Source organism: Streptomyces ureilyticus (genome assembly GCF_011045025.1).
In the GTDB taxonomy this organism is placed as follows: Bacteria; Actinomycetota; Actinomycetes; order Streptomycetales; family Streptomycetaceae; genus Streptomyces; species Streptomyces ureilyticus.
In genome coordinates, this window is sequence record NZ_JAAKZX010000044.1 from 1 (window position 1) to 23,854 (window position 23,854).

Sequence of the window (23,854 nt, forward strand, 5' to 3'; positions counted from 1 at the left end):
GTAGGGGGCGGCGGCGAGGCGGGCCCTGCCGTCCGGGGTGGCGAACCGCTCCAGGTACAGCTTGGCTTCTCCTGGCTGGTCGGGGGCGCGGCAGGGCCAGGGCACGGCGCCCTCGCGGTCCAGCCGGTCGTGGGAGAGCCCGGCGAAGACGGGCGCCAGTCGTGCGCACTCGGTGAGGGCGTCGGCGGGAGTCTCGCAGCCCAGGTCGACTCCCATCGTTGTGGCGAGGGACCGGACTATGTCGAAGTCGGTCCGGGTCTCTCCTGGCGAGGGCATGGCGGGGCGGACCCGCTGGAACCGGCGGTCGAAGTTGACGAAGGTGCCGTCCTTCTCCAGCCAGGAGGCGACCGGCAGCACGACGTCGGCGTGCCGGGCGGTCTCGGACAGGAACAGTTCGTTGCAGACGACAAGCGGGCAGGCGTCCAGGGCTTGGACCACCCGGTTCGCGTCGGGGTCGGTGGCGCAGACGTCCTCGCCGATGACCCACAGTGCCCGCAGGTCTCCGGCTCGTGCGGCGGCGAACATGTCCGGGATCCGCAGACCGGGCCGCTCCGGAACGGGGACGCCCCAGACCTCCTCCGCCCGCGCGCGGACGGCCGCGTCGGTGACCTTTCCGTACCCGGGCAGGGCGTCCGGCAAGGCGCCCATGTCGGAGGCGCCCTGGACGTTGTTCTGCCCGCGCAGCGGGTTGACCCCAAAGCCGCGGTCGGTTCCCACGGCACCGCGCAGGATCGCCAGGTTGGCCAACGACCGCACGCCGTCGGTGCCGTGGAGGTGCTCGGTGACGCCCAGACCGTAGACGACTGCCGGATGCCCGGCCTCCCCGTAGAGGCAGGCGGCAGCGACCAGGTCCGCGACCGGCACACCGGTGATGTCGGCGACCCGGTCGGGCGGGTAGTCGGCCAGCAACTCGGTGAGTTCCAGCAGTCCGGTGGCCCGCGCGCGCAGGAACTCCTCGTCGGTCAGTCCTTCGGCGAGTAGGACGTGGGCGAGCCCGTGGAAGAGCGCGACGTTGGTGCCGGGGCGGGGCCGAAGGTGTACGTCGGCGTGCAGGGCGAGGCCGACCGCGCGGGGGTCGGCGACGACCAGCTTGGCGCCGTGCAGCACGCGCCTCAGCAGGCGTGCTCCGACCACAGGGTGGGCTTCGACAGGATTGGCCCCGATCACCAGCAGGCAGTCGGCTCGCTCGACGTCGTCGAAGGTGTCGGTGCCGCCGGAGAGCCCGAAGGAAGCGGTGAGGCCGGCAGCGGACGGGGAGTGGCAGAGCCGGGAGCAGTTGTCGACGTTGTTGCTGCCGATGGAGACCCGCATGAACTTCTGGACGAGGTAGTTCTCCTCGTTGGTGGCGCGGGCCGAAGAAATCGCCGCAACAGCATCCGGGCCACCTGCGTGGATGGCCGCGCGCAGTCCCCGGGCGACATGGCCGAGCGCCTCGTCCCAGCCGACCGGCTCCAGCGTGCCGCCGCGCCGCAACAGGGGCCGGGTGAGCCGCTCGGGTGACGTACGGAATCCGTGGGCGAAGCGGCCCTTCACGCAGGCGTGCCCTTGGTTGACCGGGCCGTCCCGGGCCGGCAGCACCGCCGCGACGTCGCCGTCCTGGGTGACCACGTCGAGGGTGCAGCCCACGCCGCAGTAGCCGCAGGTGGTGCGCGTCCGGGCCGCCGCGGGGTGGAACGCGGAGGTGAGGCCGCGCCCCGGTCCCGGCTGGGTGATCGCCCCCGTGGGGCAGGTGTCGACGCAGCCGCCGCAGGCTACGCAGTCCGAGTCGGCCCAGGGCCCACCGGTGCCCGGGGCCACCACCGTGTCGCTGCCCCGGCCGACCAGGGTGAGAGCGAAGGTGCCCTGCACTTCGGAGCACATCCGCACACACCGGCCGCAGGCGATGCACAGGTCCCGGTCGAGATGGACGTACGGGTGGGAGTCGTCCCCGCCCCGGCCTCCAGCCCTCTGCGCGGCCTCGGGGCCGATCTCCATCGACCGGCAGACATGGGCCAGTTCGCTGGGGTTTCCGTCGGCGAGGGCCCGAGGCGGCAGAGCAGAGACGATGACCTCCACCGCTTCCCGGCGCAGCTCCGCAAGATCATCGGTCGCGGTGTCGAGCCGGGACCCGGCGGACGCCGGGGTGACACAGGCGGCCACGATCCGCCCGTCGGCCCGTACGAGACATGTACGGCAGGACCCGGCAGGGCTGAACCGGTCGTCGGAGCAGAGTGCGGGCAGCTCGACGCCGGCCGCCCGAACCGCTGTGAGCAGCGACGCCCCCTCGGGCACGTGGACGCCCGAGCCGTCGACCTCGACTGCGATTCCGGTCATGGTCCCCATCCCGCCAGTCGATCCCCGTAGGCGCGGGCCAGACTGCGCACGGCAGGCGGAATCCGCCGCCCGAAGGCACATAGGCTCGCCTCGGCAAGGACCCGCGCGAGCCGCTCCCACTCCTTGCCCGGCGGCGTCCCGGCGGATGCCAGGTCCAGACCGCGGCGCGATCCCACCCGGCAGGGCGAACACGCTCCGCAGCTCTCGGCCGCAGCGAACTCCCAGACGTGCCGCAGAACGTCCCCCGGTGCCACGCGCTCATCGAAGGCGACCAGTCCGGCGTGGCCGAGGGCAGCGCCACGGGCCGACAGTCCTGCCTCCGACAGCGGCACGTCCAGCGCGTCGGCGGAAAGGAAGCCGCCCAGCGGCCCGCCGACCTGGAGAGCGGCCAGCTCGGCGCCGTCCTTCAGGCCACATCCCAGCTCGGTGACGATCCGCCGCACCGGCGTGCCCAACTCGACCTCGTAGCAACCAGGCCGGGCGAACCGCTCGGAGAGACAGACCAGCTTGGTCCCCGACTCGGCGGTCGTGCCGCGCCGGGCGTACACCTCACCGCCATGCCGGACGATCCACGGCACGGCCGCCAGGGTCTCCACGTTGTTGACCACGGTCGGCGCATCCCACAGGCCACGCTCGGTCGGGAAGGGCGGGCGCGGCCGGGCGCATCCCCGACCGCCCTCCAACCCCGCGATCAGCGCGGTCTCTTCACCGGCGACGTAGGAGCCGGCGCCCTCGACGACGTGGATGTCCAGGGACGTAGCCGTTCCATGCACCGACGGTCCGAGACAGCTATTGGCGTACGCCTGGCGCACCGCTTCCCGCATCCGGGCCAGAGCGGCCGGGTATTCGGAACGCACCAGCACGACGCCGCGGCGGGCGCCGCACGCGAAACAGGCCAGGGCCAGACCCTCCAGCACGCGCCCCGGGTCGGCCTCCATCAGCAGCCTGTCGGCGTACGAACCCGGATCGCCTTCGTCGCCGTTGGCGACGACCACTGTGTCGGGTGCGCGGCCGGCCGCCTCCCATTTCGCCGCCACTCGGAAACCAGCGCCGCCCCGCCCGCGGAGCCCGGATGCCGCCACTTGCCCAAGGACATCCTGCGGACTGCCGGCCAGAACCGCCCTCGACCACACCTGCCACGCAGGCTCGCCGAAGAGCACACCGCCCAGCAGGACGGGGTCACCCGTGTCGTCGGCGGCCGGGATCTCCGGCGCCGACGGTGGCGCCTGACCGGCGAGCTGACGGGAGAGGGCCGGACCTGTGCAGGGCACATCGCCGTCGAGCGCGGCGGGTCCTGCGTAGCAATAGCCCAGGCAACGTACGGTTTGCAGAGAGGTGTCCTGGTCCATGGTGACGCAGCCCGCGGACACGCCCAACTCGTGTTCCACCTCGGCGAGGTGCCGTCCGGCCCGCGCGGCGAAGCATGCCGTCGCGGCGCAGACTCGGACATGACGGCGGCCATGCGGGGTGGCGAGGTCCGCGTAGTAAGTGGCCGGTCCGAGTGCGGCGGCAGCGGGAAGTCCGACACGGGCCGCGACAGACGGCGCCCAGCTCTCAGGGCCGTCCCCAGTGCCTGCCCTGGCCTCAACCAGCGACTCGGTCAACCGGTCTCCAGGCCGCCCGCGCCTGTCGGCCAGGGCGCGGAACGCGTCGAACCGGTCGGCAGGACCGACGGGAACCATGCCTTCATCGTCGAGGCATCGGGACGCAGCCGCATCCCGGCACCGGCGCACCCGGTCCGATGGTCGCGGTGACGATCACCTACAACGTCATCGGCCCTGTTCTCCCGAAGCTGCCGCGAAGTGACAAGTAACTCAGCGTGTGGTTAGGGCCTTAGCCTCTGTGTGGGCTTCAGGTACTTCGCCGCCGGTGAGTGCGGTGAAGTCGGAGTGGTCCTGCTCAATGGCTTCTGGGTACGCCTCGCGCTTGGTCTGTGAGAGTAACCGCTCGAAGACACCGCGGTCGGAGTCCATACCGGTTGGCTAGACGCGGAGTGAGAACCTGACCTTCGAGGATGCCTGGGCTCCTGCTCGGTTGTAGAAGCGGATGGCGTCGGGAACAGGGCGGACTCCAGGCGAGCCGCGAGATCGAATCGGCAGGGAGGGGTTCGTCACGCTCGAACGCGGCATGGGCAGCGCACAGTCTCGCCACCGTAGGTCAGCCTTGATGGACCACAAGATCGTCATGCAGGCCGATGCGCCTGATCTTGCCGCTCTGGCGATGAGGCCATCGTCGTGATCGCGCGGTCCGCGAGTGGGCTGGAGTAGACGACGCTGGTCGTGACGGAGCCGAGTCCGGCGATTCGGCCCGTCGTTGTTTCGAGGTGGCGCATGGAACGGGCGAGGACCTTGAGCACGAAGCAGTCTTCACCTGTGACGTGGTGGGCTTCCATGATCTCAGGCGTGGTCGCAACCAGATCGTGGAATGGTTTGTAGTTGCCCGTGGGGTAGCGGAGGCGGACGAAGGCCAGGATGCCGAGTCCAAGTCGTTGTGGGTCCACCACAGCCGAGTAGCCGCGGATCACACCGCCCTCTTCCAGCCGCCGCACCCGTTCGGTGACAGCACTGGCCGACATGGACACGGTCCGTGCCAGCTCGGCGTAACTGGCCCGCCCATCCTGTTGCAGGGCTTCCAGGGTGCGCATGTCGGTCTCGTCAATGGAACCGGCGGCCATGGACAAGGAATGCCATGGCATCCCCGGTCGCAGTCCGGAACAACCGGGAATCGTCTGTTCCAGCGTGTGGCTACACTTCGTAGTGTTTCACCCATGAACAACCCTGCTGCAAGCCCTGCGCTGCATGTGCCGCCCGCGGCTCCTATCGAAGCCGCCGCCTTCTTTACCGCACGCCTCACCTTCCAGGCGGACGTCTCCGACGTCCGCGCCTCACTCGACTCCGGCGACCCGGGCTTCGTCCTGGTCGATTCACGTGGGAGCGCCGGCTGGCAGCAAGGTCATGTGCCGGGCGCGGTTCACCTGCCCACCGCCGACATCCCGCCCCGAGCCGCAAGCCTGCTCGACCCGAAGGTCCCGGTCATTACCTACTGTTGGGGGCCTGGCTGCGACGGCGCCACCCGCGCGGCGCTCGCCCTCAGCCAGCTCGGCTACCGGGTCAAGGAGATGATCGGTGGTATCGAGTATTGGATCCGCGAGGGCTTCCCGGTTGCATCCCTGGCCGGTACCGAGCAGCGCGAGGCGGACCCGTTGACCGCTCCGATCGGCTCCATCACCTGCGCATGCTGACGCACACCACACGGCTGGGCGGCACGGGCCGCCCAGCCGTGCTGGCCGACCTGACGAGCTGACCCATGCCTGTGCTCGTCCGCGAACCGCACCACCACGGCGGGCACCACCGCCAGGTCCTCGGTGGGAGACACCCCGCGCATCCGCACCGAGCCCCACAACACCGCGAACCCGAGCCGGTACCCCGGTCAACGATCCAGCCGCCCGCTAGCGACGCCGGGATGCGGATCTTCAGGGTGCCGCCCCGGCCTCTAAGTCAGCTGACACGAGAAATCACGGCCTACGCCCCGCATACCGCTTGGGTCCAAGTCGCCCACCTGCTCCAGACCTTCGTGCAGGACCTCGACACGCCCGCCCGCATGAACCTCGTCGACAGCCTCGCCCAGATCTTCACCCGCTACGACCAGCCGCAACTTGCCGACCAACTGGGCTCCACCGCAACGGAGATACAGAACAAGAGGGCATGGAGTCAGGAGACGGACAACGAGTCACGGCGAAAGCATGTGCAACGAACCCCTGCCGAGGTCGACGAGAGCAGCGGTCGGCGGCTCTGTCGCATCCGACCCATCCCGCCCCGAGAGAAGCATCGCGGGTCAGGCGAGAAGGTCACGAACGAGCAACGGTCCCCGGCTATCACTGAGACACTTGCCCGCTCAGTACGCAGTTGATCAAACTGGTGCCCCACCTGGCTGTTGGTGAGACAGGAGGGGATCTGAGACATGCGAGCTGTTCATAAGGCGACCCGCGCCGCCCTCGCCCTTGCCCAACTCGGCTTCCAGGTCAAGGAGATGCTCGGCGGCTTCGAGTACTGGGTGCGAGAGGGTTTCGAGTTCGAGACCTGGGAGGGGAGCGAGCGGCGTACGCCCGACGGGTTGACGGTGCCGGTCGACGCGGCGGACTGTGGCTGCTGAGCTCTCTGCGGGCGTATGGGACTCATGTGTGACGCAGCCATTTCCGTGTCGCCCGGTGCGTGTAGCTTCTCCCGCATGGTGCGTCACGCGGATCACGGTGCGGTCGAATGGGTGGAGTCGGGCGGTGGGCCCCTCATAGCGATCCCGGAGGTGGTGTTGCCGTTCTGGACGGGGGCGGACGGCGTCGAATTGGCGTCCGACTACGACCGGGCTTGTGACGTGGACGGTTACATCGGTCTGCTGCCGGTGGGCAACACCACAGCCCTCGTTCTCGGCGACGATCCCGCGTCGACCGCCTATCTGCCCGAGTACGGCGCCTTCGTACGGTGGTGCGCCGCGGAGTCGGAGGGGCAGTTGCTGGCCGGTGTTCCGGCGGCCCTCGACGCGGCGGCGTGGCAGCGGGAGGTCCACTGGGACATCCCGGGAGCCGTGGTCCTCTTCGACGCGGCTTGGCCCGGCAACGCTGCCGAGAAGGCGGGGCACTTGCGGATCGCGCTGGAAGCGGGGCGGTACGCGGTCCGGGCGGCGTATGCGGAGCCAGGGCCGGAGACGTGGCTGGGGCTGGTCCAACTGCGGCGGATCGCCGACTGATTGAGGACCCAGACAATCCCGCGAGGGCCCGCCCCGCCGTGATCGGAGGCCGGCCGTAAAAATCATGTGCGGCCCATGCGCAGGCCCCACCATCATGGTCCACCATGCCCCAACTGCCGCACCCCACCGCCCAATCACTGCGCCGCGATCCCCTGCCGCTGCGCGGCCGTACCGCCCTCGTCACAGGAGCCAGCAGACGGGGCGGCATCGGCTACGCCGTGGCCCGACGGCTTGCCGCGTACGGAGCGAGTCTGTATCTGCACCACCATGTGCCGCACGACGCCGCCATGCCCTGGGGCGCCGACCGTCCCGAGGAGGTGGCCGCGGGCGTGCGCGAGGTGCTCGGTGACCCGGAGGCGCGGGTGGTCGACGGTCCGGGTGACCTGTCCGACCCGGCCGTGCCCGCCGAACTGGTCGCACGGGCCGCGGATGCGCTTGGCGGACGTGTTGACATCCTCGTCGCCAACCACGCGCTGAGCGGCTCCGACGGAGCCCTCGACGCGATCGACGCCGGGATGCTCGACGCGCACTGGGCGGTCGACACGCGCTCGGTGATCCTCCTCGTCCAGACGTACGCCCGGCTGCGGGCCGCGTTGCCGCCGCGCACGCCGGGCGGGCGGATCGTGATGATGACCTCCGGTCAGGACATCGCGGGCGGCATGCCGGGCGAGATCGCGTACGCCCTCCAGAAGGGCGCCCTCGCCTCGATCACCCGCTCCTTGGCGACCCCTCTCGCCGAGCACGCGGTCACGGTGAACACCGTCAACCCAGGCCCCGTGGACACGGACTACATGACGGGCGACGACTATGCGGCCATCGCCGCCATGTTTCCGGCCGGCCGCTGGGGTATGCCCGACGACCCCGCCCGCCTCATCGCATGGCTCGCCACGGATGAGGCGGAGTGGGTCACCGGACAGATCATCGACTCGGAGGGCGGCTTCCGGCGCTGAGCACTCCGCCAGAAATGGGGTTCAAGGCCGAGGGTCCGTCGTGGCCGATCGCCCCACGCGGCCGAGCCGCAGATTGACTCAGCCCCGCGCCCCAAAGGGGCGCGGTCCCGCACCGGACTTCGCAAAGTCCCCTCAGCGATGATCAGAGTCGGGACAACTCGTCCACCAGATCGTCCAGCCCCAGCGACCCCTGCGACAGCGCCGCCATGTGCCAGGCCTTGGCGTCGAAGGCGGCGCCGTGGCGGCGGCGGGCGTTCTCGCGGCCCAACAGCCAGGCGCGTTCGCCGAGTTTGTAGCCGATGGCCTGGCCCGGGATGGTCAGGTAGCGGGTCAGTTCGCTCGCCACATAGTCCGCCGGGCGGCTGCAGTGCGCGCCGTAGAACTCCTCGGCCAGCTCGGGCGTCCAGCGCTCGCCGGGGTGGAAGGGGGAGTCTGCCGGGATCTCCAGCTCCGCGTGCATGCCGATGTCGACGATGACGCGGAGCGCCCGCATCATCTGGGCGTCCAGGTAGCCCAGCCGCTGCTCGGCGTCCGTGAGGAAGCCGAGCTCGTCCATGAGCCGTTCCGCGTACAGCGCCCAGCCCTCGCAGTTGGCGCTCACGCCGCCCACGGTCGCCTGGTAGCGGGAGAGGTCTCCGGCCACGTGCGCCCACTGCGCCAGCTGGAGGTGATGGCCGGGGACGCCCTCGTGGTACCAGGTGGAGACCAGGTCGTACACCGGGAAGCGGGTCTGCCCCATCGTCGGCAGCCAGGTGCAGCCGGGGCGGGAGAAGTCCTCCGACGGCGCCGTGTAGTACGGGGCCGCCGCGCTGCCCGGCGGGGCGATGCGGGACTCCACCTTCCGTACGCGCTCGGCGAGTTCGAAGTGCGTGCCGTCGAGGGCCTCTATCGCCTGGTCCATCAGGCCCTGCAGCCAGTCGCGGACCTCGTCGACGCCCTCGATGTGCCGGCCGTGCTCGTCGAGGTGCGCGAGCGCCACCCACGGCGTCTCGGCGCCGGGGAGGATCTTCTCCGCCTCCTCCTTCATCTCGGCGAGCAGGCGGTGGTACTCGGCCCAGCCGTACGCGTACGCCTCGTCGAGATCCAGATCCGTACCGTTGAAGTAGCGCGACCAGCGCGCGTACCGCTCTCGGCCCACCGTGTTGGGCGCGCCCTCGATCGTGGGCGCGTACACCTCGCGCATCCAGTCGCGCAGTTCGACGACGGCCGCGGTCGCCGAGCGGGCGGCCTCGTCCAGTTCCGTACGCAGGGACTCGGGACCCGCCGACGCGAAGTCCTCGAACCAGCCGCGGCCCGAACCGTCCGTGTCCGACCACTCGGTGAGCTGGCCTATGAAGGTCGCGGTGGGGCGGGGGGCGGCGTACAGCTTGCGCTCCAGGCCGAGAGCGAGGGATGCGCGGTAGCCGGCCAGCGCGGTGGGCACCGCGCGCAGCCGCTGGGCGATCGCGGCCCAGTCCTCGTCCGTCTCGGCCGGCGTCACGGTGAACACCTCGCGCACCGAGTGCGCGACCGTGGCCAGGTTGCCGACGGAGCGCAGTCCCTCGTCGGCCTCGTGCACGGCGAGTTCGGCGGAGAGCCGCTCGCGCAGCAGACGTCCGCAGCGCCGCTCGATGTCACTGTCCGCACCCGGCTGCCGCTCCGCCTCGTCGAGCTTCGCGAGCGTCGCCCGCGCCAGCTCGGCGACCGCCTCCTGACCGGCGGGCGAGATATCGGGCAACCTGCTGGAACTCTCCTTCACGCCGAGATACGTACCGGTGACCGGGTCGAGGGCGATGAGATCGTCGACATACGCGTCGGCGACCTCGCGGGGCAGCGGGCTCTTCGTCTGTGACATGCGGACATCCTCATACGGGGAGGCCGTGCGCGTCAGCCCGATATACGGGCAGGCCACGCGGGTCTGGCCGATATACGGGCGGCCGTGCGGGTCAGCCCGTTTCCGCGCCGGCCGTGGGCGGGGCGGGCGGCAGCAGTGGCCCGCACTCCCACTGCTGGAAGATCAACCGCGTCTCGACGCGGGCCACTTCGCGCCGCGAGGTGAACTCGTCGATGACCAGCCGCTGCAGATCCGCCATGTCCGCCACCGCGACATGGACGAGATAGTCGTCGGGGCCGGTGAGATGGAAGACGGTACGGGACTCCGGCAGCGCCCGGATCCGCTCCACGAACGGTCCCACCAGCTCCCGCCGGTGCGGCCTGACCTGCACGGAGAGCAGCGCCTCGAGGCCCCGCCCCAGCTTGGCCGGATCGAGTCGCAGCTGATGGCCGATGATGACGCCCGCGCGGCGCAGCCGCGTCACCCGGTCCAGACAGGTCGAGGGCGCCACGCCGACCTGCGCGGCGAGGTCCCGGTAGGTGGCCCGTGCGTCGTTCTGCAGCAGCCGCAGAAGATGGAGGTCCACCGGATCGAGTACGACAGATTCGGCCATCGCCCGAACGTAGCACGGGATTCGGCGCCCATACCCCGGCGACTGTTCAGGCTGCTGGGCATGGACGCCTTTGAGGACGCGTACGACGTGATGGACGACGTAGACGTAGTGGACGACATGCGGGCCCTCGCCACCGAGGCGGTGCACGCCGGGCGGGACGACCTCGCGCGGCAGGGGCTGCACGCCCCGCCGATCGACCTGTCGACGACCTATCCGTCGTACGACAGTCGCGGCGAGGCCGCCCGGATCGACGACTTCGCCGCGAACGGCGCCACCTTGGAGGGACCGCCGGTCTACGGCCGGCTCGGCAATCCGACCGTCGCCCGGTTCGAGACGGCTCTGGCCCGGCTGGAGGGCACCGAGAGCGCGGTGGCGTTCGCGAGCGGCATGGCCGCGTTGAGTGCCGTACTCCTCGTACGGAACGCGATGGGCCTGCGGCATGTCGTGGCCGTACGCCCCCTCTACGGGTGCAGCGACCACCTGCTGACGGCCGGGCTGCTCGGCACCGAGGTGACCTGGGTCGACCCGGCCGGCATCGCGGACGCGCTGCGGCCGGACACGGGTCTGGTGATGGTCGAGTCACCGGCCAATCCGACGCTCGCGGAACTCGACCTGCGGGCGATCGCGCACGCCTGCGGGACCGTGCCGCTGCTCGCGGACAACACCTTCGCCACGCCGGTGCTCCAACGGCCCGTCGAACAGGGGGCGCGGCTCGTGCTGCACAGCGCCACCAAGTACCTGGGCGGTCACGGCGACGTGATGGCCGGGGTGGTGGCCTGCGACGAGGAGTTCGCCCGCCGCTTGCGCCAGGTCAGGTTCGCCACCGGCGGTGTGCTGCACCCGCTCGCCGGTTACCTGCTGCTCCGCGGGCTGTCCACGCTGCCCGTACGCGTGCGCGCAGCCTCCGCGAACGCCGCGGAACTGGTCCGCCGCCTCACCGCCGACCCGCGCGTCACCCGCGTCCACTACCCCCGGATCGGCGGCGCCATGATCGCCTTCGAGGTCTGCGGCGACCCCCACGAAGTCATCGCCGCAGTCCGTCTCATCACCCCCGCCGTGAGCCTCGGCAGCGTCGACACACTCATCCAGCACCCGGCCTCGATCAGCCACCGCATCGTCGACGCGGAAGACCGCCGAACATCCGGGGTGAGCGACCGGTTGCTGCGGCTGTCGGTGGGCTTGGAGGACGTGGAGGATCTGTGGCGGGACTTGGAGCGGGCGCTGGGGGCGGTACGGGGGAGTGGGCCTGCCCGGTGTGTGGCGCCGGACAGGCCCAGCCGTTCAGTGGTGGCTGAAGGCTAATCCCCTACGGGCTGCTCCTGGTCGTACGGCAGCCGGGAGCTCACCGGAGTCACGTCCAGCCGGGCCGTGATGACCAGCGTGCCCTCCTCGATCTGATAGTCGAGGGGCAGGCCGAGGCCGCGCATCGCGGCGACCATGCCGGTGTTGGACGACTGCGTGACGGCGTACACGCTGTCGCAGCCGGCCTCGACGGCCATCGTCACCAGGCGGCCGAGCAGCTCGCTGCCGATGCCGCGCCGCTGCCACGCGTCCTCGACGAGCAGCGCGACCTCCGTCTCGTCGCCGTCCCAGAGGAGATGGCCGAGCCCGACGAGGCGGCCCGAGGCGGTCTCCACGGCGAGCGTCCGCCCGAAGCGGGGGCTGAGGAGGTGGTTGAGGTAGCGGTCGGCGTCACCGACGGGGCCGTGGTACCGCAGGCCGAGTGTGCGCGGCGAGCACCGCTCGTGCATGGCCTTCGCGGCATCGATGTCCTGCGTATCGGCGCGGCGTACGGTGATGGCGTTGCCCTGAGGCAGCGTCAGTACGTCCTGTCCGCGCGGCAGGCGCGGACCGAGCTGAGCGTCCAGCTCGACCAGCGCGCGGGCCCGCGCGAACTCGGTGGGCGTGAACGGCAGATACGGCCGCTCCAAGGTGATCACTCCGCCTTCGGGCGCGCGCAGCCGCATCAGGGTGTTCTCGGGCGCCCCTTCGGCATGAGCCAGAGCCCCCTCAGCCGGCACCTCCACGTCCGAGCCGTCCACGCCCACGGCCCCGGCGGGCAACGACCGGATGCTGCACCGGCCCAGCAACTGCCGCAAGGCAAGCGGAAGTTCGGCCGAGTCCAGCGCCGTGCGCGTGGCCAGGCCCAGGATGCGCGTGGGCGCGTCCACCAGGTCGTGCGCGTCGGCCCGCTCGATCCAAGTACCGGCGCCGCCCGCCTGCGTAACCGCCCGGGTGACGTCGTTCGCTTCCACCTCCGCGGGCGCCCGCAGCAGGAACTCGTCGACCGTGCCCTCTGCCAGGGGATGCGTCTGCAGGCTCAGGATGTCGACCCGCCGGTCCGCGAGCGCGGTGCACAGCGCGGCCAGCGAGCCCGGCTCGTCCCGCACCGTGGTCCGCATCCGCCAGAGAACGGCCTCAGCGCTGACGGCCTCCGGCAGGGCCGGGGCCGTCTCGGGGGGCCCGGCCTCCCGCACGTCGGCGGGCGGCCGGGCGCCGGTATGACCCTTCGGAGGGGCGTGATCGTGGGTGCGTCGTTCCCGCCAGTTGCGGAACCGTGCCATGAGTCCGCGGCTCCCGTGCTGTTGCGGACGGTCGTTGTTCGTACGTACTGCGTCAGTCATGTCTGAAGTCATGCAACCACTGTGCAGGAAGGGTGTTGCGTGATCACGAACGCTTTGTGACTGAGCGATTAAGACACTCTCTGTCCTATTTAGAACTATATTTGCTGGCTTACTGCCCGACCCGGCCCGGCTGCAGCACCTTCGTGTACAGCACGGTCCCGTCCTGCTCACGCAGACGAACCGTCAGCTCCCCGCTGCCGCCGTCGATGTCGACCTCGCCGAAGAACTGGTAACCACCGGCGGGCGAGACATTCGCGACCGTGGGCGCCTTCACAAACACCCGCTCCGGGCCGAACGTGTTGTCCAGCGCGTTCGCCGGGAAGGCACCCGCGTTCAGCGGGCCGGAGACGAACTCCCAGAACGGCTCGAAGTCGGTGAACGCGGCCCGCGACGGCTGGTAGTGCTGAGCCGAGGTGTAGTGCACGTCGGCCGTCAGCCACACCGTGCCCGTGATCTTCCGGTGCTTGATGAACCGCAGCAGCTCGGCGATCTGCAGCTCACGCCCCAGCGGCGCGCCCGGTTCGCCCTGGGCCACGGCCTCGATGTTCGGCTTGCCGTCCCCGGTGTCCGGCACGACCAGGCCGAGCGGCATGTCGGAGGCGATCACCTTCCACACCGCCCGCGACCGAGACAGCTCCCGCTTGAGCCACTCCAGCTGCTCGGCGCCGAGGATGCCCTGCGGGTCGGTGGTCTGCGTACCAGGGGAGTTGGCGTTGCGGTACGTCCGCATGTCCAGTACGAACACGTCGAGCAGCGGACCGTGGCGCAGCACCCGGTGCACCCGGCCCTCCTTGGCACCCGGCCGCAGGCTGGACATCGGGAAGTATTCGCTGAACGCGCGCAGTGCCCGGGATGCCAGCAGGTCGACGTTCTTCACCGTGTACCGGGTGTCGGTGAGCGTCTCGCCCGGATACCAGTTGTTGGTGACCTCGTGGTCGTCCCACTGGACGATGGACGGCACCTGCGCGTTGAACCGCTTGAGGTGCTCGTCCAGCAGGTTGTACCGGAAGTTGCCGCGGAACTCGGCCAGGGTCTCGGCGACCTTGGACTTCTCCTCGGTGGTGATGTTGCGCCAGGTGCTTCCGTCGGGCAGGGGCACGGTCGCGGCTATCGGTCCGTCGGCGTATATCGTGTCGCCGCTGAACAGGAAGAAGTCCGGGTCGAGTGCGCCCATCGCCTTGAAGATCGTGTAGCCGCCGAACTCCGGGTTGATGCCCCAGCCCTGGCCCGCCAGGTCTCCCGACCATACGAAGCGCACATCGTCGCGCCGTCCCAGGGGCGCCGTACGGAAGGTGCCGGTCACCGGCTCGCCCGTGCGGCGCGGGTCGTCCGGGTCGGCGAGCAGGACGCGGTAGTGGATCTGCTCGCCCGCGGGCAGTCCGCGCAGGCGGGTGGTGCCGGTGAAGTCCGTGTCGGGGCCCAGAAGGGGGCCGTGCCATCTGTGAGCCTTACGGAACGACTCGGTCGCCGACGTCTCCACGATCATCCGCGCCGGCCGGTCCGAACGCACCCACACCAGGCCGGAGTGCGCGCTCACGTCGCCGCTCTGCACGCCCCAGCCGGCCTTCGGGCGGCCCGACAGCGTGAAGGCCGGCGCCGTGCCGAGGGTGGCGGGCACGGCGAGTGCCGCCGAGGCTGCGAGGGTGCCGCGGAGGACGCTGCGGCGGGCGGCGAGCGGGCTCGACGGACTGTCTGACATGGAACGCCTCCTGGGACGGGGTTCGACCACTGTGCAGGGTCACAACTACTGGTGCACCACAGCGCGCATGCGAACCCCAAGTGAACAACTGCCCCCGGCGGCTTGGGAACAGGGGGGTCGCCCCCGCCGCCCTTACCCGTCCCATACCAAGGGGCTCCGCCCCTGGTGGGGTTCGGGGCGGAGCCCCGAGGATGGGACGGGTAGGGGCGGCGGGGGCGAAACAACGCCCGTCAACCCCCAACCGCCGCCGCCATCAATCGCACCCCCTCCCAAACCCGCGGCGGAGGCACATGCGCGTACCCCAACACCAGCCGCACCACCCCCTCCTCCTCCCGGCCGGGAGTCTGCGCGTAATCCGTCAGAGGACGCACCGCGACACCGGACGCGGCCACCCGCGCGAGGAAGCGTGGCGGCGGCCCGTACCGGAGGGGCAGCGTGGCGATCGCGTGCAGCCCGGCCGCGATCCCGGACACCCGCGTGCCGGGGAAGTGGTGCTCCAGAGCAGCCACGAGCGCGTCGCGCCGTTCCCTGTACGCGCGCTGGCAGCGCCGCAGCTGCCGGTCGTAGTCGCCGCGCTCCATGAAGCGGGCGAGAAGTGCCTGGTCGACGACCGGATTACCGAGATCCATCGTGCGCTTGCGCTCGACGACCTCCTCGGCCAGCGACGCCGGCACCAGCAGCCAGCCCAGCCGCAGCCCCGGCGCCAGCGACTTGCTGACGGACCCCGCGTACGCGACGTGCTCCGGATCGAGGCCTTGAAGGGCACCGACCGGCGCCCGGTCGTAGCGGAAGTCCCCGTCGTAGTCGTCCTCGATGAGGAGCCCGTCCACGGAGTGCGCCCAGTCGAGGAGTTCGGCCCGCCGCCGCGCGGAGTACGCGATCCCCGAGGGGAACTGGTGCGCGGGCGTCGTCGCGACGACCCGTACGCCTGACTCCCGCAGCGGCCCCATGGCCAGCCCCTCGTCGTCCAGCGGCAGCGGTACGGCGCGGAGGCCGGCTGAGGTGTACAGCGCGCCGTGCTCGGGTGTGCCGGGGTCCTCGACGCCGACGGCGCGCACCCCGCGCGCCTGCAGCACGAAACCGAGGAGCGTCGTCGCCTGCGCCACGCCCGAGACGACCAGCACCCGCTCCGGGTCCGCGACCACGCCCCGGCGCCGGGTCAGCAGTTCCGCGAGGGCCGTACGCAGCCGGGGCAGCCCGCGCGGATCGGGGTAACCCAGCGCGTGGTGCGGCAGTTCGGCCAGTACTCCGCGGTGTGCGGCCGCCCAGGCCGCGCGCGGGAAGAGTGCCAGGTCCGGGGTACCGGGAAGGAAGTCGACGCGGGCACTGGGGGAGCGGGGCGCGAGGTCACGTGCGCTTGGGAAGTGAGCGGCGCGGACGGCGCCGCCCACCCACGTTCCGGCTCCCCGGTCGCTGCGCAGATAGCCCTCGGCGGTCAACTGCTCGTACGCCTCGGTGACCAGCCCCCGGGACACTCCCAGATCGGCGGCGAGTTCACGGCTGGACGGCAGCCGAGTGCCGGATGCGAGCCGCCCCGAGCGGACCGCCTCCCTCAACGCCGCCTGCAAGGAGCGTCCACGCGCGCGTGCCGGTGCCGAGGCGGCCGGCAGCAGCAGCTCCCAGGCGGTGGCCCAGGCCGCCGATCCGGGCGTACCCGAAGGTCCGGATGTACGGGAAGATCCGGGCGTGCCTACAGATTCGGACGTACCCGAAGCTGATCCGGGCGCATCCGAAGGCCGACCCGAACCCGAATTGGTCCCCGATGGCGTCATGAAAGTGGACCTTAAACCGGACCGGTGGGGTCCATAGCGTCGCCTCCATGAACGCCACCACCCGCGGCTCCCTGCTCGCCGCCCTGGCCTGCGTCCTTGTCGGAGGCTCCTTCACCGCCAACAGCGTCCTGGGCGCGTACCCGTACGCGGGCGGCCAGTTCCTGCGCTACGGCCTGGCCTGTCTGCTGCTCCTGCCCCTGGTCGGCCGTGGTGGCACAGCGCCCCTGCGCGGGCTGACCGCCCGCCAGTGGATACGGCTGGCGCTGCTCGCGGCCGTCGGCATGGTCGGCTTCAACCTCGCCGTGCTCGCCGCCGAACGCTCCGCGGAACCCGCGGTCCCGGGGGTCTTCGTGGGCTGCGCCCCGGTGGTCGTGGCCGTACTCATGCCCCTCCTGGACGGCCGGCGGCCCCAACGCCCCGTCCTGTACGGCGCGTTGATCGTTGCTGTGGGCGCCTTCACTGTCCAGGGCTGGGGACACACCGACGGCGCGGGAATCGCCTTCTCCGTGTGCGCACTCCTCGGAGAGGTCGGTTTCGCGGTCCTCGCCGTGCCCGTGCTGCGACCGCTCGGTCCACGGCTGCTGGCCGCCACGGTGTGCGGACTCGCGGCGGTCGAGTCGGCGCTGGCCGGACTGATCGTCGAGGGCCGCGCGTGGCTGCGTACGCCCGACAGCACCGAACTCGCCGCGCTGCTGTGGCAGGCGGTGATCGTCACGGTGATCGGCTTCGTCTGCTGGTACATGGGCATGCAGCGGATCGGCGCGGAGCGCGCCACCCTCTTCTCCGGCCTCATCCCCGTGGCCGCCGCGTGCACCGCCCCACTCGTAGGCACGGGCTCCTACGGGCCGGCGCAGGCCGCGGGCAGTGCCCTGGTGGGTGCCGGAGTCGCCCTGGGATCAGGGGCGTTGAGGCTTCGGGCGCGGAGGCCGGCCACTGCTGTCTCGGCCACTGCCGTCTCAGCGGCTGGTGTCGAGGATGACGCGGGCGACGAGCGCCGGGTCGTCGCTCATCGGGACGTGCCCGCAGCCGGGCAGCCGTACGAGCCGGGAGAGCGGGATGACGGACTTGGCACGGACTCCCTGGCGCCGCACCAGAAGCCGGTCCCGTGTGCCCCACGCCACGGTGACGGGAAGCCCGGGGACGTCGTCGGTGAACTGGACGGAAGCCCCGGCCCGGAGCGTCTCGGTGAATCCCGTGGCCTGGGCCAGCGCGAGCGTCTCGGCGACGACCGCCTCGGGTGAACGCCGGCCGGGGCGGGCATAGATGGTGCTGGTCAGCACGGTGCGCCCAGCCGCGGTACGCGACAGCCGCTCGACCACCGGCAACGGCATACGGAGCGCGGTCTGCCGCATCGCCTGCAGGACCCCGAAGGCGTACCGCCGCTCGACCGGCGACCAGAAGCCCGCGGGTGACAGCGCCGTCACGGACCGTACGAGCTGCGCGCGGCCCAGCTCCAGAGCCAGCAGCCCGCCCAGCGAGTTGCCCGCCACGTGGGGGCGCTCGATCTCCAGCGCCTGGCACAGCGCGCCGAGTGCGGCGTTCATCGTCGGCAGATCGTGGGCGAGCCCGTCGGCGAGCGCCGGGGACTCGCCGAAGCCGGGCAGATCCACCGCGATCACATCGCGCTCGACGGCCAGGATGTCGATGACCGGGTCCCAGGCCTGCCGGTGGTGGCCGATCCCGTGCAGCAGCAGAAGCGGTTCGCCGCTGCCCACGCGCGTGTACGCGAGGGTCACGGGCAGCGGGCCGCGCGGAGAGACGACGGGGAACGTCACGGACCGCGGGCCGCCCGAGAACGCGGCAGGGACGGTTTGGCTGACCGGGGTGGACGGGGCGGACATGGAACTGCTCCTCGTCTGGGGGCGCGGCGGACGTGGGCAGGGGGTGCACACGACCTGCTCCTAGACATCTTGTCAGCAACCGCTACCGGCCGGTAGTCCCCAAGTGCTGCTGTTGCCAAGCTGCCGGCCGTACGCCCCTCAACGCGTCCCGCCCATCACCGGCTTGGCCCAGGTATCGCCTGGACACGGTCCGAGGCGTCGGATGGGATGGTGCCGTGACCACCGACACCGTGACCGAAATCTTCGAAGAGCACCGTCCCGTCCTGATGGGCGTCGCCTACCGCATGCTCGGCCGGGTGGCCGACGCGGAGGACGTCGTCCAGGAGGCGTGGCTGCGCTGGTCCGGCACGGACCACGCCGAGGTGCGCGAGCCGCGCGCCTACCTCGTACGCATCACCACCCGCCTGGCCATCGACCGGCTGCGCCAGATCCAGTCGCGCAACGAGGCCTACGTAGGACCGTGGCTGCCTGAGCCGTACGCCACCGACTTCGCCGACACCGTCCCGGACGCGGCGGAGCGGGCCGTGCTCGCCGACTCCGTCTCGCTCGCCGTCCTCGTCGTCCTGGAGTCCCTGTCACCCCTGGAACGTGCGGTGTTCGTCCTCCGGGAGGCCTTCGGATTTCCGTACGCCGACATCGCCACCACCCTCGACCGCAGCGAGCCCGCGGTGCGCCAGCTCGCCGGGCGGGCCCGCAAGCACGTCGACGAGAGGCGTACCCGCTACGAGGTCGACCCCGCGCTGCAACGCGAGCTCACCGAGCGGTTTCTCGCCGCGGCGACCGAGGGCGACCTGGACGGGCTGCTGTCCCTGCTGGCCCCGGACGTCCGCCTGGTGGGCGACAGTGGCGGCCGGGCCAAGGCGCCGGTGCGCGCGATCGAGTCGGCCGACAAGGTGGGCCGCTTCGTCATCGGCGCCACCCGGCATGGCGGCGGCATCCAGGACGCGACGTTCCGCTTCATGGAACTCAACGGCGCACCCGCGCTGCTCGCCCTGTCCGCGGGCAAGCCCGACAGCGTCTTCCAGCTGGACGTCGCCGACGGCCGGATCCAGTGCATCTACATCGTGCGCAACCCGGAGAAGCTGCTGTCGCTGGCCGACGCCTGAGGGTCCTGTGTCCAGGATTGGTCTTGACCAAGGATGGGGGCCGTCTTATGGTCGCAGGAGATAGTGCAAGAACCTTTAATAAACAAGGGCGTTGAAAGCCGCCGGGGCACGGCGATTGCGGAGGACAGGGTGGGGACCACGCAGTTGGATACGGTGCCGGAGCCCAAGTACTGGCACCTGCGGACCGTACTGAGCGAGGCACTGGACTCCGAGTTCTCGGTGGGTGAGATCCTGCCGAACGAGCGTGATCTCGCCGCGCGGTTCGGAGTCGCCAGGGCGACCCTCCGCCAGGCCCTTGAGCAGCTCGAACTCGAAGGACGCCTCCAGCGTCGGCGCGGGGTCGGCACCACTGTGGCTCCGCCGCGTATGGGTGTGGACGTGGGTTCCGAGCAGCATGCGTGGCCGGGTGCGGCCGGGGACGCCTGGCGGTCCGTGGACTGCACGGTGGCGGTTCCGCCTGCGGCGGTGGCCGACATCCTGGAGGTCGGCCACGAGGAGCAGGTGCACACGGTGCGCCGCTCCCGAGTGACGCACGGGCAGCCTGTGGCCGCTGAGCTGCTGTACGTCCCTGCCTCGTCGGTGCCCGCGCTGTCCGGCATCGACGCGGCCTCGGGGGCGGCGCGTGCGCGTGCGGTACTTCGCGAGCTCCAGCGTCTGTCCCTGGAGACCCAGGACCGGGCCGTGGAGCTCGGGTCGGCACGCGCGGACGATGCCAAGGAACTCGACCGGCTTCCTGGCGCCCCGGTGCTTGTCGTCACGACCCGGTTCTACGCCGAGGGTCGGATCGCGGCGGTTTCGGCCGCTACGTACCGGGCCGATACATGTCGGCTGACGTTCGGTGACACGGGCGGGGTGGAGATCCACCACGATCCGGAGCGCCGGGCTTCCTGAGGGGGTTCCTCGCCCCCGCCGCCCCTACCCGTCCCATCCCTGAGGCTTCGCCCCACGACCCCAAGTTTGTATGCCAGGGGCTTCGCCCCCGGGCCCGGTTTGTATGTCGACTGCGGACCGGTCGTGGCAGGGTGCGCAGTTCCCCGCGCCCCTTACGGGGTGTGACCGTCAGGGGGGTTCAGGGGCGAAGCCCCTGCGGAGTCCGGGGAGCAGCCTTGGCGGAGCCCTTGGTGGGGTTTGGGGCGGAGCCCCGAGGATGGGACGGGTAGGGGCGGCGGGGGCGAAACAACCCCCCGACACTCAACGCCGTGCCGTCACCGTGCCCTCCACCGCGAACAGCTGCTCCTCCACATGATCCAGCGCGAGCCGTAGCGCCCCCATCACCACAGCCGCCTCGCCCAGCACTGAAAGCGCCACCCGAGGTGGTCGCAGGCAGTAGCGCGACAGCTCTTTGCGCAGTGGCTCCAGCACGCCGTCGATTCCCGCCGCCCAGCCCCCAATCACGACAAGCTCCGGGTCGAGGGCGAGCACCAGCGCCGCCACATCGTGTACCAGGCGCTGGATGAAGCGGTCGACGGCAGCCCGAGCCTGCTGATCACCCTGGCGCGCCTGCGCGAAGACCCTCGCCACCGCCTGCTCGTCAAGGGGATGCAACGGCTTGTCCGTCGTGGACAGCAGTGTCTCCGGAGTCGCCTCACGGCCCAGCAGATGCAGCGCACCGATCTCTCCGGCCGCACCCCCGTACCCCCGGTGCAGCCGCCCGCCGATCAAGGACCCGGCCCCCGGACTCAGCCCGGCCAGCACGAACACCATGTCGTCGGACTCCGTGCCCGCTCCCTTCCAGTGCTCGGCGACCACCGCGGCGTTCGCGTCGTTCTCCACCAGCACCGGACACTTGAAGGAGCGACGGAGCCGCTCGCCCAGATGCAGCCCCGTCCAGTCCGGCAGAGCGGCGCCCAGCCGTACGGTGCCGTCCGCCTCGATGATGCCGGGCGTACCCACGCCGACGGCCCGCAGGGAACCGCGCGCGACGCCCGCCTCGCGCAGCAGCTCGGCGACCGCGGTACGCAGCCGCTCGAGCCGCTCGTCCGCCGACGCCGACTCGGAAACGTCCTTGGCCGTCGTAGCCAGAACCCGGCCGTCCAGGTCCGCGAGGAGCGCGGCCACCCGGTGCGAACCAATCTCGATGCCCAGCAGATGCCCCGCCTCCGCCCGGAACCGGTACCTGCGCGCGGGCCGCCCCTGCCGCCGCGCGGCACCCTCCTCGGCCGCGGCCTCGACAACGAGGCCGCCCGCGACGAGCCCCTCGACGACACCCTCCACAGTGGGCCGGGACAGCCCGGTCACCCGGGTGATCTCGGTGAGGGTCGCGAAGTCCGTGGCCCGCAGTGCGTGCAGCACCACCGCGGAGTTGATCCTCCGCAGCAGCGAGGGATCCCCGCCGGTCAGCTGCCCCAACGTACGTCCTCCCAGCTCGCGCGCGTGTTGGCCGGATCGTACTCGCCGTGACCGGACCCGGCGAGTGCTTGGCACGAGCGCCTTCGGGGGGAGCCCCGGATCAGCCGGGGGCCACGAACCCCGACTCGTACGCCGCGATCACCGCCTGGGTCCGGTCCCGCGCCCCCAACTTCGCCAGCACTGCGCTGACATGGGACTTCACCGTTTCGGTGCCGACTACCAGGCGCTCAGCGATCTCCGCGTTCGACAAGCCGCGGGTCATCAGCCGCAGTACCTCCGCCTCGCGTTCGGTCAGCGAGGCCCGCTCCAGCGCCGCCCGCGCCGCGGGATTCCCGCCACCGTCCCCGTACTCGGCGGCCAGCTGCCGCACCGACGCCGGGAACAGCAGCGACTCACCCTCGGCGACCAGCCGCACCGCGTGTACGATCTCCGTCGGCCGCGCCCGCTTCAGCAGGAAACCGTCGGCGCCCGCGCGCAGCGCCTCGTACACGTACTCGTCGTTCTCGAAGGTCGTCACCACGACGATCTTCGGCGGCCCGTCGACCGTCCGCAGCACGGCACGTGTGGCCTCGATGCCGTCCATGAGAGGCATCCGGACATCCATCAGGACGACTTCGGGCCGCAGCTGCCGGACCAGCGGGATTACCGCCGCGCCGTCGGCGGCCTCCCCGACGACCCCGATGTCAGGCTGCGCCTCCAGAACCGCGCGCAGACCGGCGCGTACGAGAGGTTCGTCATCGACGAGCAGAACGGTGACCGGCACCCGGCCAGCGTAGATCAGCGCAGCGGCAGCTCTACATGCACCTGCCAGTCGCCCTCGTCCGGGCCGGTGCGCGCGAGGCCGCCGAGCAGCGCGGCCCGCTCCCGTATGCCCCGCAGACCGCTGCCCCGACCGGGCCCGGCTATCTCCGCCGTCAATGGATTGCGCACTTCCAGGGAGAGCGCCTGGTCCTCGACCCCGATACGGACCCGGACGGGCACGGACCCCGCGTGCCGCAGCACATTGGTGAGCGACTCCTGGAGGATGCGATAGCCCTCCCGCGAGACCGGGCCGGGCACCTCCTTGATCGGACCCGTCACCTCGGCGTCGACCTTCGCCCCGGAGGTGCGAGCCGACTCCAGGAGCCGGTCGGCCTCGGCCAACGTCGGGCGGCTGCTCGCCGGCCGCTCCGACTCGCGCAGCACGCCCAGCACCCGCTCCAGGTCCTCCAGGGCGGCACGGCCCGTGTCCTCGATGGCGCCCAGGGCCCGGTCGGTGAACTCGGGGTCACCCGCCGCCCGTGCGGCACCCGCCTGCACCACGGCCACGGTCAACGCGTGGCCGATCGAGTCGTGCAGCTCACGGGCGATGCGCGTGCGCTCCAGGAGCCGTTCGGTGCGCTCCTCCAGGGCGGCCAGCCGCTCGGCCGCCGACGGCCCGAGGAGGCGGCGCGCGATGGCCGTGACCAGCTCGCCGAGACCGACGACTACCCCGTACAGGGCGATCAGCGGCAACGGTGCGAGCAGCGCGTAGGCCCAGTGAGGGTCCGCGTCCGAGAGGAGCGGGACATCGTCCGGCACGTGCCCGAAGGGGAGCTGGACCAGGACCACGGCGAGGACCGGCAGCCAGACACTGGCCACTCCGGCCCCCCACCCGAGGACCATGCGCGCTTCCAGCCACACCACCGTGCGGAACCGGTCCCCCCATGTCACCGACGGCCCGACGGAGATCCCCGACTCCTCTTCCTCACCCGGCGTCAGCAGCAATCGCGCCTGCACACCCTCGCCGTGCCGCACGGCCGGGATGAGCGCGAGCGGAATGAGGAACAGTGCGGGCAGCCACGGGCGCGAGGGCATGATGAACATCCACACGCTCACGATCAGCATCGGCACCCATAGGTGCAGCAAGCGCGTGTACGTCGTCCCCCGGATCAACGGGCGCAGGAAGCGGGCCATTTGGACATCGTGCCAGCCGGCACTGACATCGGCCCTCCCCCGGGCGAGGGAGACGCTCTCCACCCGCGGGGGAGGCCCGGGCGCCGCACAGACGGC

18 protein-coding genes and 2 pseudogenes are annotated in these 23,854 nt (G+C 71.2%); 8 read left to right on the top strand and 12 right to left on the bottom strand.

Annotated elements, in window-relative coordinates; genetic code table 11:
- The 3 genes from G6048_RS16340 to G6048_RS16350 all read right to left on the bottom strand — a co-directional run.
- The coding region (locus G6048_RS16340) for a molybdopterin-dependent oxidoreductase (RefSeq protein WP_165340268.1) at positions 1-2,313 on the bottom strand (2,313 nt) is incomplete at its 3' end.
- Positions 2,310-3,995 (bottom strand): NAD(P)H-dependent oxidoreductase subunit E, encoded by a 1,686-nt coding sequence (locus tag G6048_RS16345; RefSeq protein ID WP_165340269.1) that lies wholly within the window; start codon positions 3,993-3,995, stop codon positions 2,310-2,312. The genes G6048_RS16345 and G6048_RS16340, both read right to left, overlap by 4 nt.
- Before the next feature lie 500 nt (positions 3,996-4,495).
- Entirely contained in the window at positions 4,496-4,987 is a 492-nt protein-coding gene (locus G6048_RS16350; RefSeq protein WP_165340270.1) for an Lrp/AsnC family transcriptional regulator, read from the bottom strand.
- A gap of 93 nt (positions 4,988-5,080) precedes the next feature.
- Between G6048_RS16350 and G6048_RS16355 the strand changes: the two genes are divergently transcribed.
- The 4 genes and pseudogenes from G6048_RS16355 (at position 5,081) to G6048_RS16370 (ending at position 8,006) form a co-directional block, all read left to right on the top strand.
- On the top strand, positions 5,081-5,554 hold the full coding sequence (locus G6048_RS16355; protein ID WP_165340271.1) for a rhodanese-like domain-containing protein: 474 nt from the start codon (positions 5,081-5,083) through the stop codon (positions 5,552-5,554).
- 737 nt (positions 5,555-6,291) lie between these two features.
- Positions 6,292-6,465, top strand: a pseudogene (locus tag G6048_RS16360) (rhodanese-like domain-containing protein); the annotation flags it as partial.
- A gap of 75 nt (positions 6,466-6,540) precedes the next feature.
- Positions 6,541-7,056: an immunity 21 family protein gene (locus tag G6048_RS16365; RefSeq protein ID WP_165340272.1), complete on the top strand. Its 516-nt coding sequence runs from the start codon at positions 6,541-6,543 to the stop codon at positions 7,054-7,056.
- Between the two features lie 104 nt (positions 7,057-7,160).
- The gene (locus G6048_RS16370; protein ID WP_165340273.1) at positions 7,161-8,006 is read left to right on the top strand and encodes an SDR family oxidoreductase; all 846 of its coding nucleotides are present in this window, start codon (positions 7,161-7,163) and stop codon (positions 8,004-8,006) included.
- 142 nt (positions 8,007-8,148) lie between these two features.
- Here the strand turns inward: G6048_RS16370 and G6048_RS16375 are convergent, their stop codons facing one another.
- Together G6048_RS16375 and G6048_RS16380 are read right to left on the bottom strand one after the other, a co-directional pair.
- Entirely contained in the window at positions 8,149-9,840 is a 1,692-nt protein-coding gene (locus G6048_RS16375; protein WP_165340274.1) for a DUF885 domain-containing protein, read from the bottom strand.
- A gap of 91 nt (positions 9,841-9,931) precedes the next feature.
- Complete coding sequence (locus G6048_RS16380) at positions 9,932-10,432, bottom strand: Lrp/AsnC family transcriptional regulator (protein WP_165340275.1); 501 nt, start codon at positions 10,430-10,432, stop codon at positions 9,932-9,934.
- Between the two features lie 60 nt (positions 10,433-10,492).
- On the opposite strand from G6048_RS16380, the gene G6048_RS16385 reads away from it, so the two are divergent.
- The gene (locus tag G6048_RS16385; protein ID WP_235989946.1) at positions 10,493-11,734 is read left to right on the top strand and encodes a trans-sulfuration enzyme family protein; all 1,242 of its coding nucleotides are present in this window, start codon (positions 10,493-10,495) and stop codon (positions 11,732-11,734) included.
- On the opposite strand, the gene G6048_RS16390 is transcribed toward G6048_RS16385, so the two are convergent.
- The 3 genes from G6048_RS16390 to pdxR form a co-directional block, all read right to left on the bottom strand.
- Positions 11,731-13,068 (bottom strand): GNAT family N-acetyltransferase, encoded by a 1,338-nt coding sequence (locus G6048_RS16390; protein ID WP_165340276.1) that lies wholly within the window; start codon positions 13,066-13,068, stop codon positions 11,731-11,733. The genes G6048_RS16385 and G6048_RS16390 overlap by 4 nt on opposite strands.
- Positions 13,069-13,165: 97 nt before the next feature.
- Positions 13,166-14,755: an alkaline phosphatase D family protein gene (locus G6048_RS16395; RefSeq protein WP_165340277.1), complete on the bottom strand. Its 1,590-nt coding sequence runs from the start codon at positions 14,753-14,755 to the stop codon at positions 13,166-13,168.
- 230 nt (positions 14,756-14,985) lie between these two features.
- The gene (gene pdxR / locus G6048_RS16400) at positions 14,986-16,527 is read right to left on the bottom strand and encodes a MocR-like pyridoxine biosynthesis transcription factor PdxR (protein WP_165340278.1); all 1,542 of its coding nucleotides are present in this window, start codon (positions 16,525-16,527) and stop codon (positions 14,986-14,988) included.
- Positions 16,528-16,574: 47 nt separating this feature from the next.
- Between pdxR and G6048_RS16405 the strand changes: the two are divergent.
- A pseudogene (locus G6048_RS16405) lies at positions 16,575-17,360 on the top strand (DMT family transporter); the annotation flags it as partial.
- 123 nt (positions 17,361-17,483) lie between these two features.
- Here the strand turns inward: G6048_RS16405 and G6048_RS16410 are convergent.
- Positions 17,484-18,368: an alpha/beta fold hydrolase gene (locus G6048_RS16410; protein ID WP_165340279.1), complete on the bottom strand. Its 885-nt coding sequence runs from the start codon at positions 18,366-18,368 to the stop codon at positions 17,484-17,486.
- Between the two features lie 215 nt (positions 18,369-18,583).
- Between G6048_RS16410 and G6048_RS16415 the strand changes: the two genes are divergently transcribed.
- Positions 18,584-19,474, top strand: coding sequence for an RNA polymerase sigma-70 factor (locus G6048_RS16415; protein ID WP_165340280.1), 891 nt, complete (start codon positions 18,584-18,586; stop codon positions 19,472-19,474).
- A 129-nt stretch (positions 19,475-19,603) separates the two neighbouring features.
- Positions 19,604-20,365 (top strand): GntR family transcriptional regulator, encoded by a 762-nt coding sequence (locus G6048_RS16420; RefSeq protein WP_165340281.1) that lies wholly within the window; start codon positions 19,604-19,606, stop codon positions 20,363-20,365.
- A 300-nt stretch (positions 20,366-20,665) separates the two neighbouring features.
- On the opposite strand, the gene G6048_RS16425 is transcribed toward G6048_RS16420, so the two are convergent.
- The 3 genes from G6048_RS16425 to G6048_RS16435 all read right to left on the bottom strand — a co-directional run bounded on the left by G6048_RS16425 (position 20,666) and on the right by G6048_RS16435 (position 23,758).
- Positions 20,666-21,823 carry an ROK family transcriptional regulator gene (locus G6048_RS16425; protein ID WP_165340282.1) on the bottom strand — a complete coding sequence of 386 codons (1,158 nt, stop codon included), beginning with the start codon at positions 21,821-21,823 and terminating at the stop codon, positions 20,666-20,668.
- 100 nt (positions 21,824-21,923) lie between these two features.
- Positions 21,924-22,586 carry a response regulator transcription factor gene (locus G6048_RS16430; protein WP_165340283.1) on the bottom strand — a complete coding sequence of 221 codons (663 nt, stop codon included), beginning with the start codon at positions 22,584-22,586 and terminating at the stop codon, positions 21,924-21,926.
- Between the two features lie 14 nt (positions 22,587-22,600).
- Positions 22,601-23,758 carry a sensor histidine kinase gene (locus G6048_RS16435; RefSeq protein WP_165340284.1) on the bottom strand — a complete coding sequence of 386 codons (1,158 nt, stop codon included), beginning with the start codon at positions 23,756-23,758 and terminating at the stop codon, positions 22,601-22,603.
- Positions 23,759-23,854 lie beyond the last annotated feature (96 nt).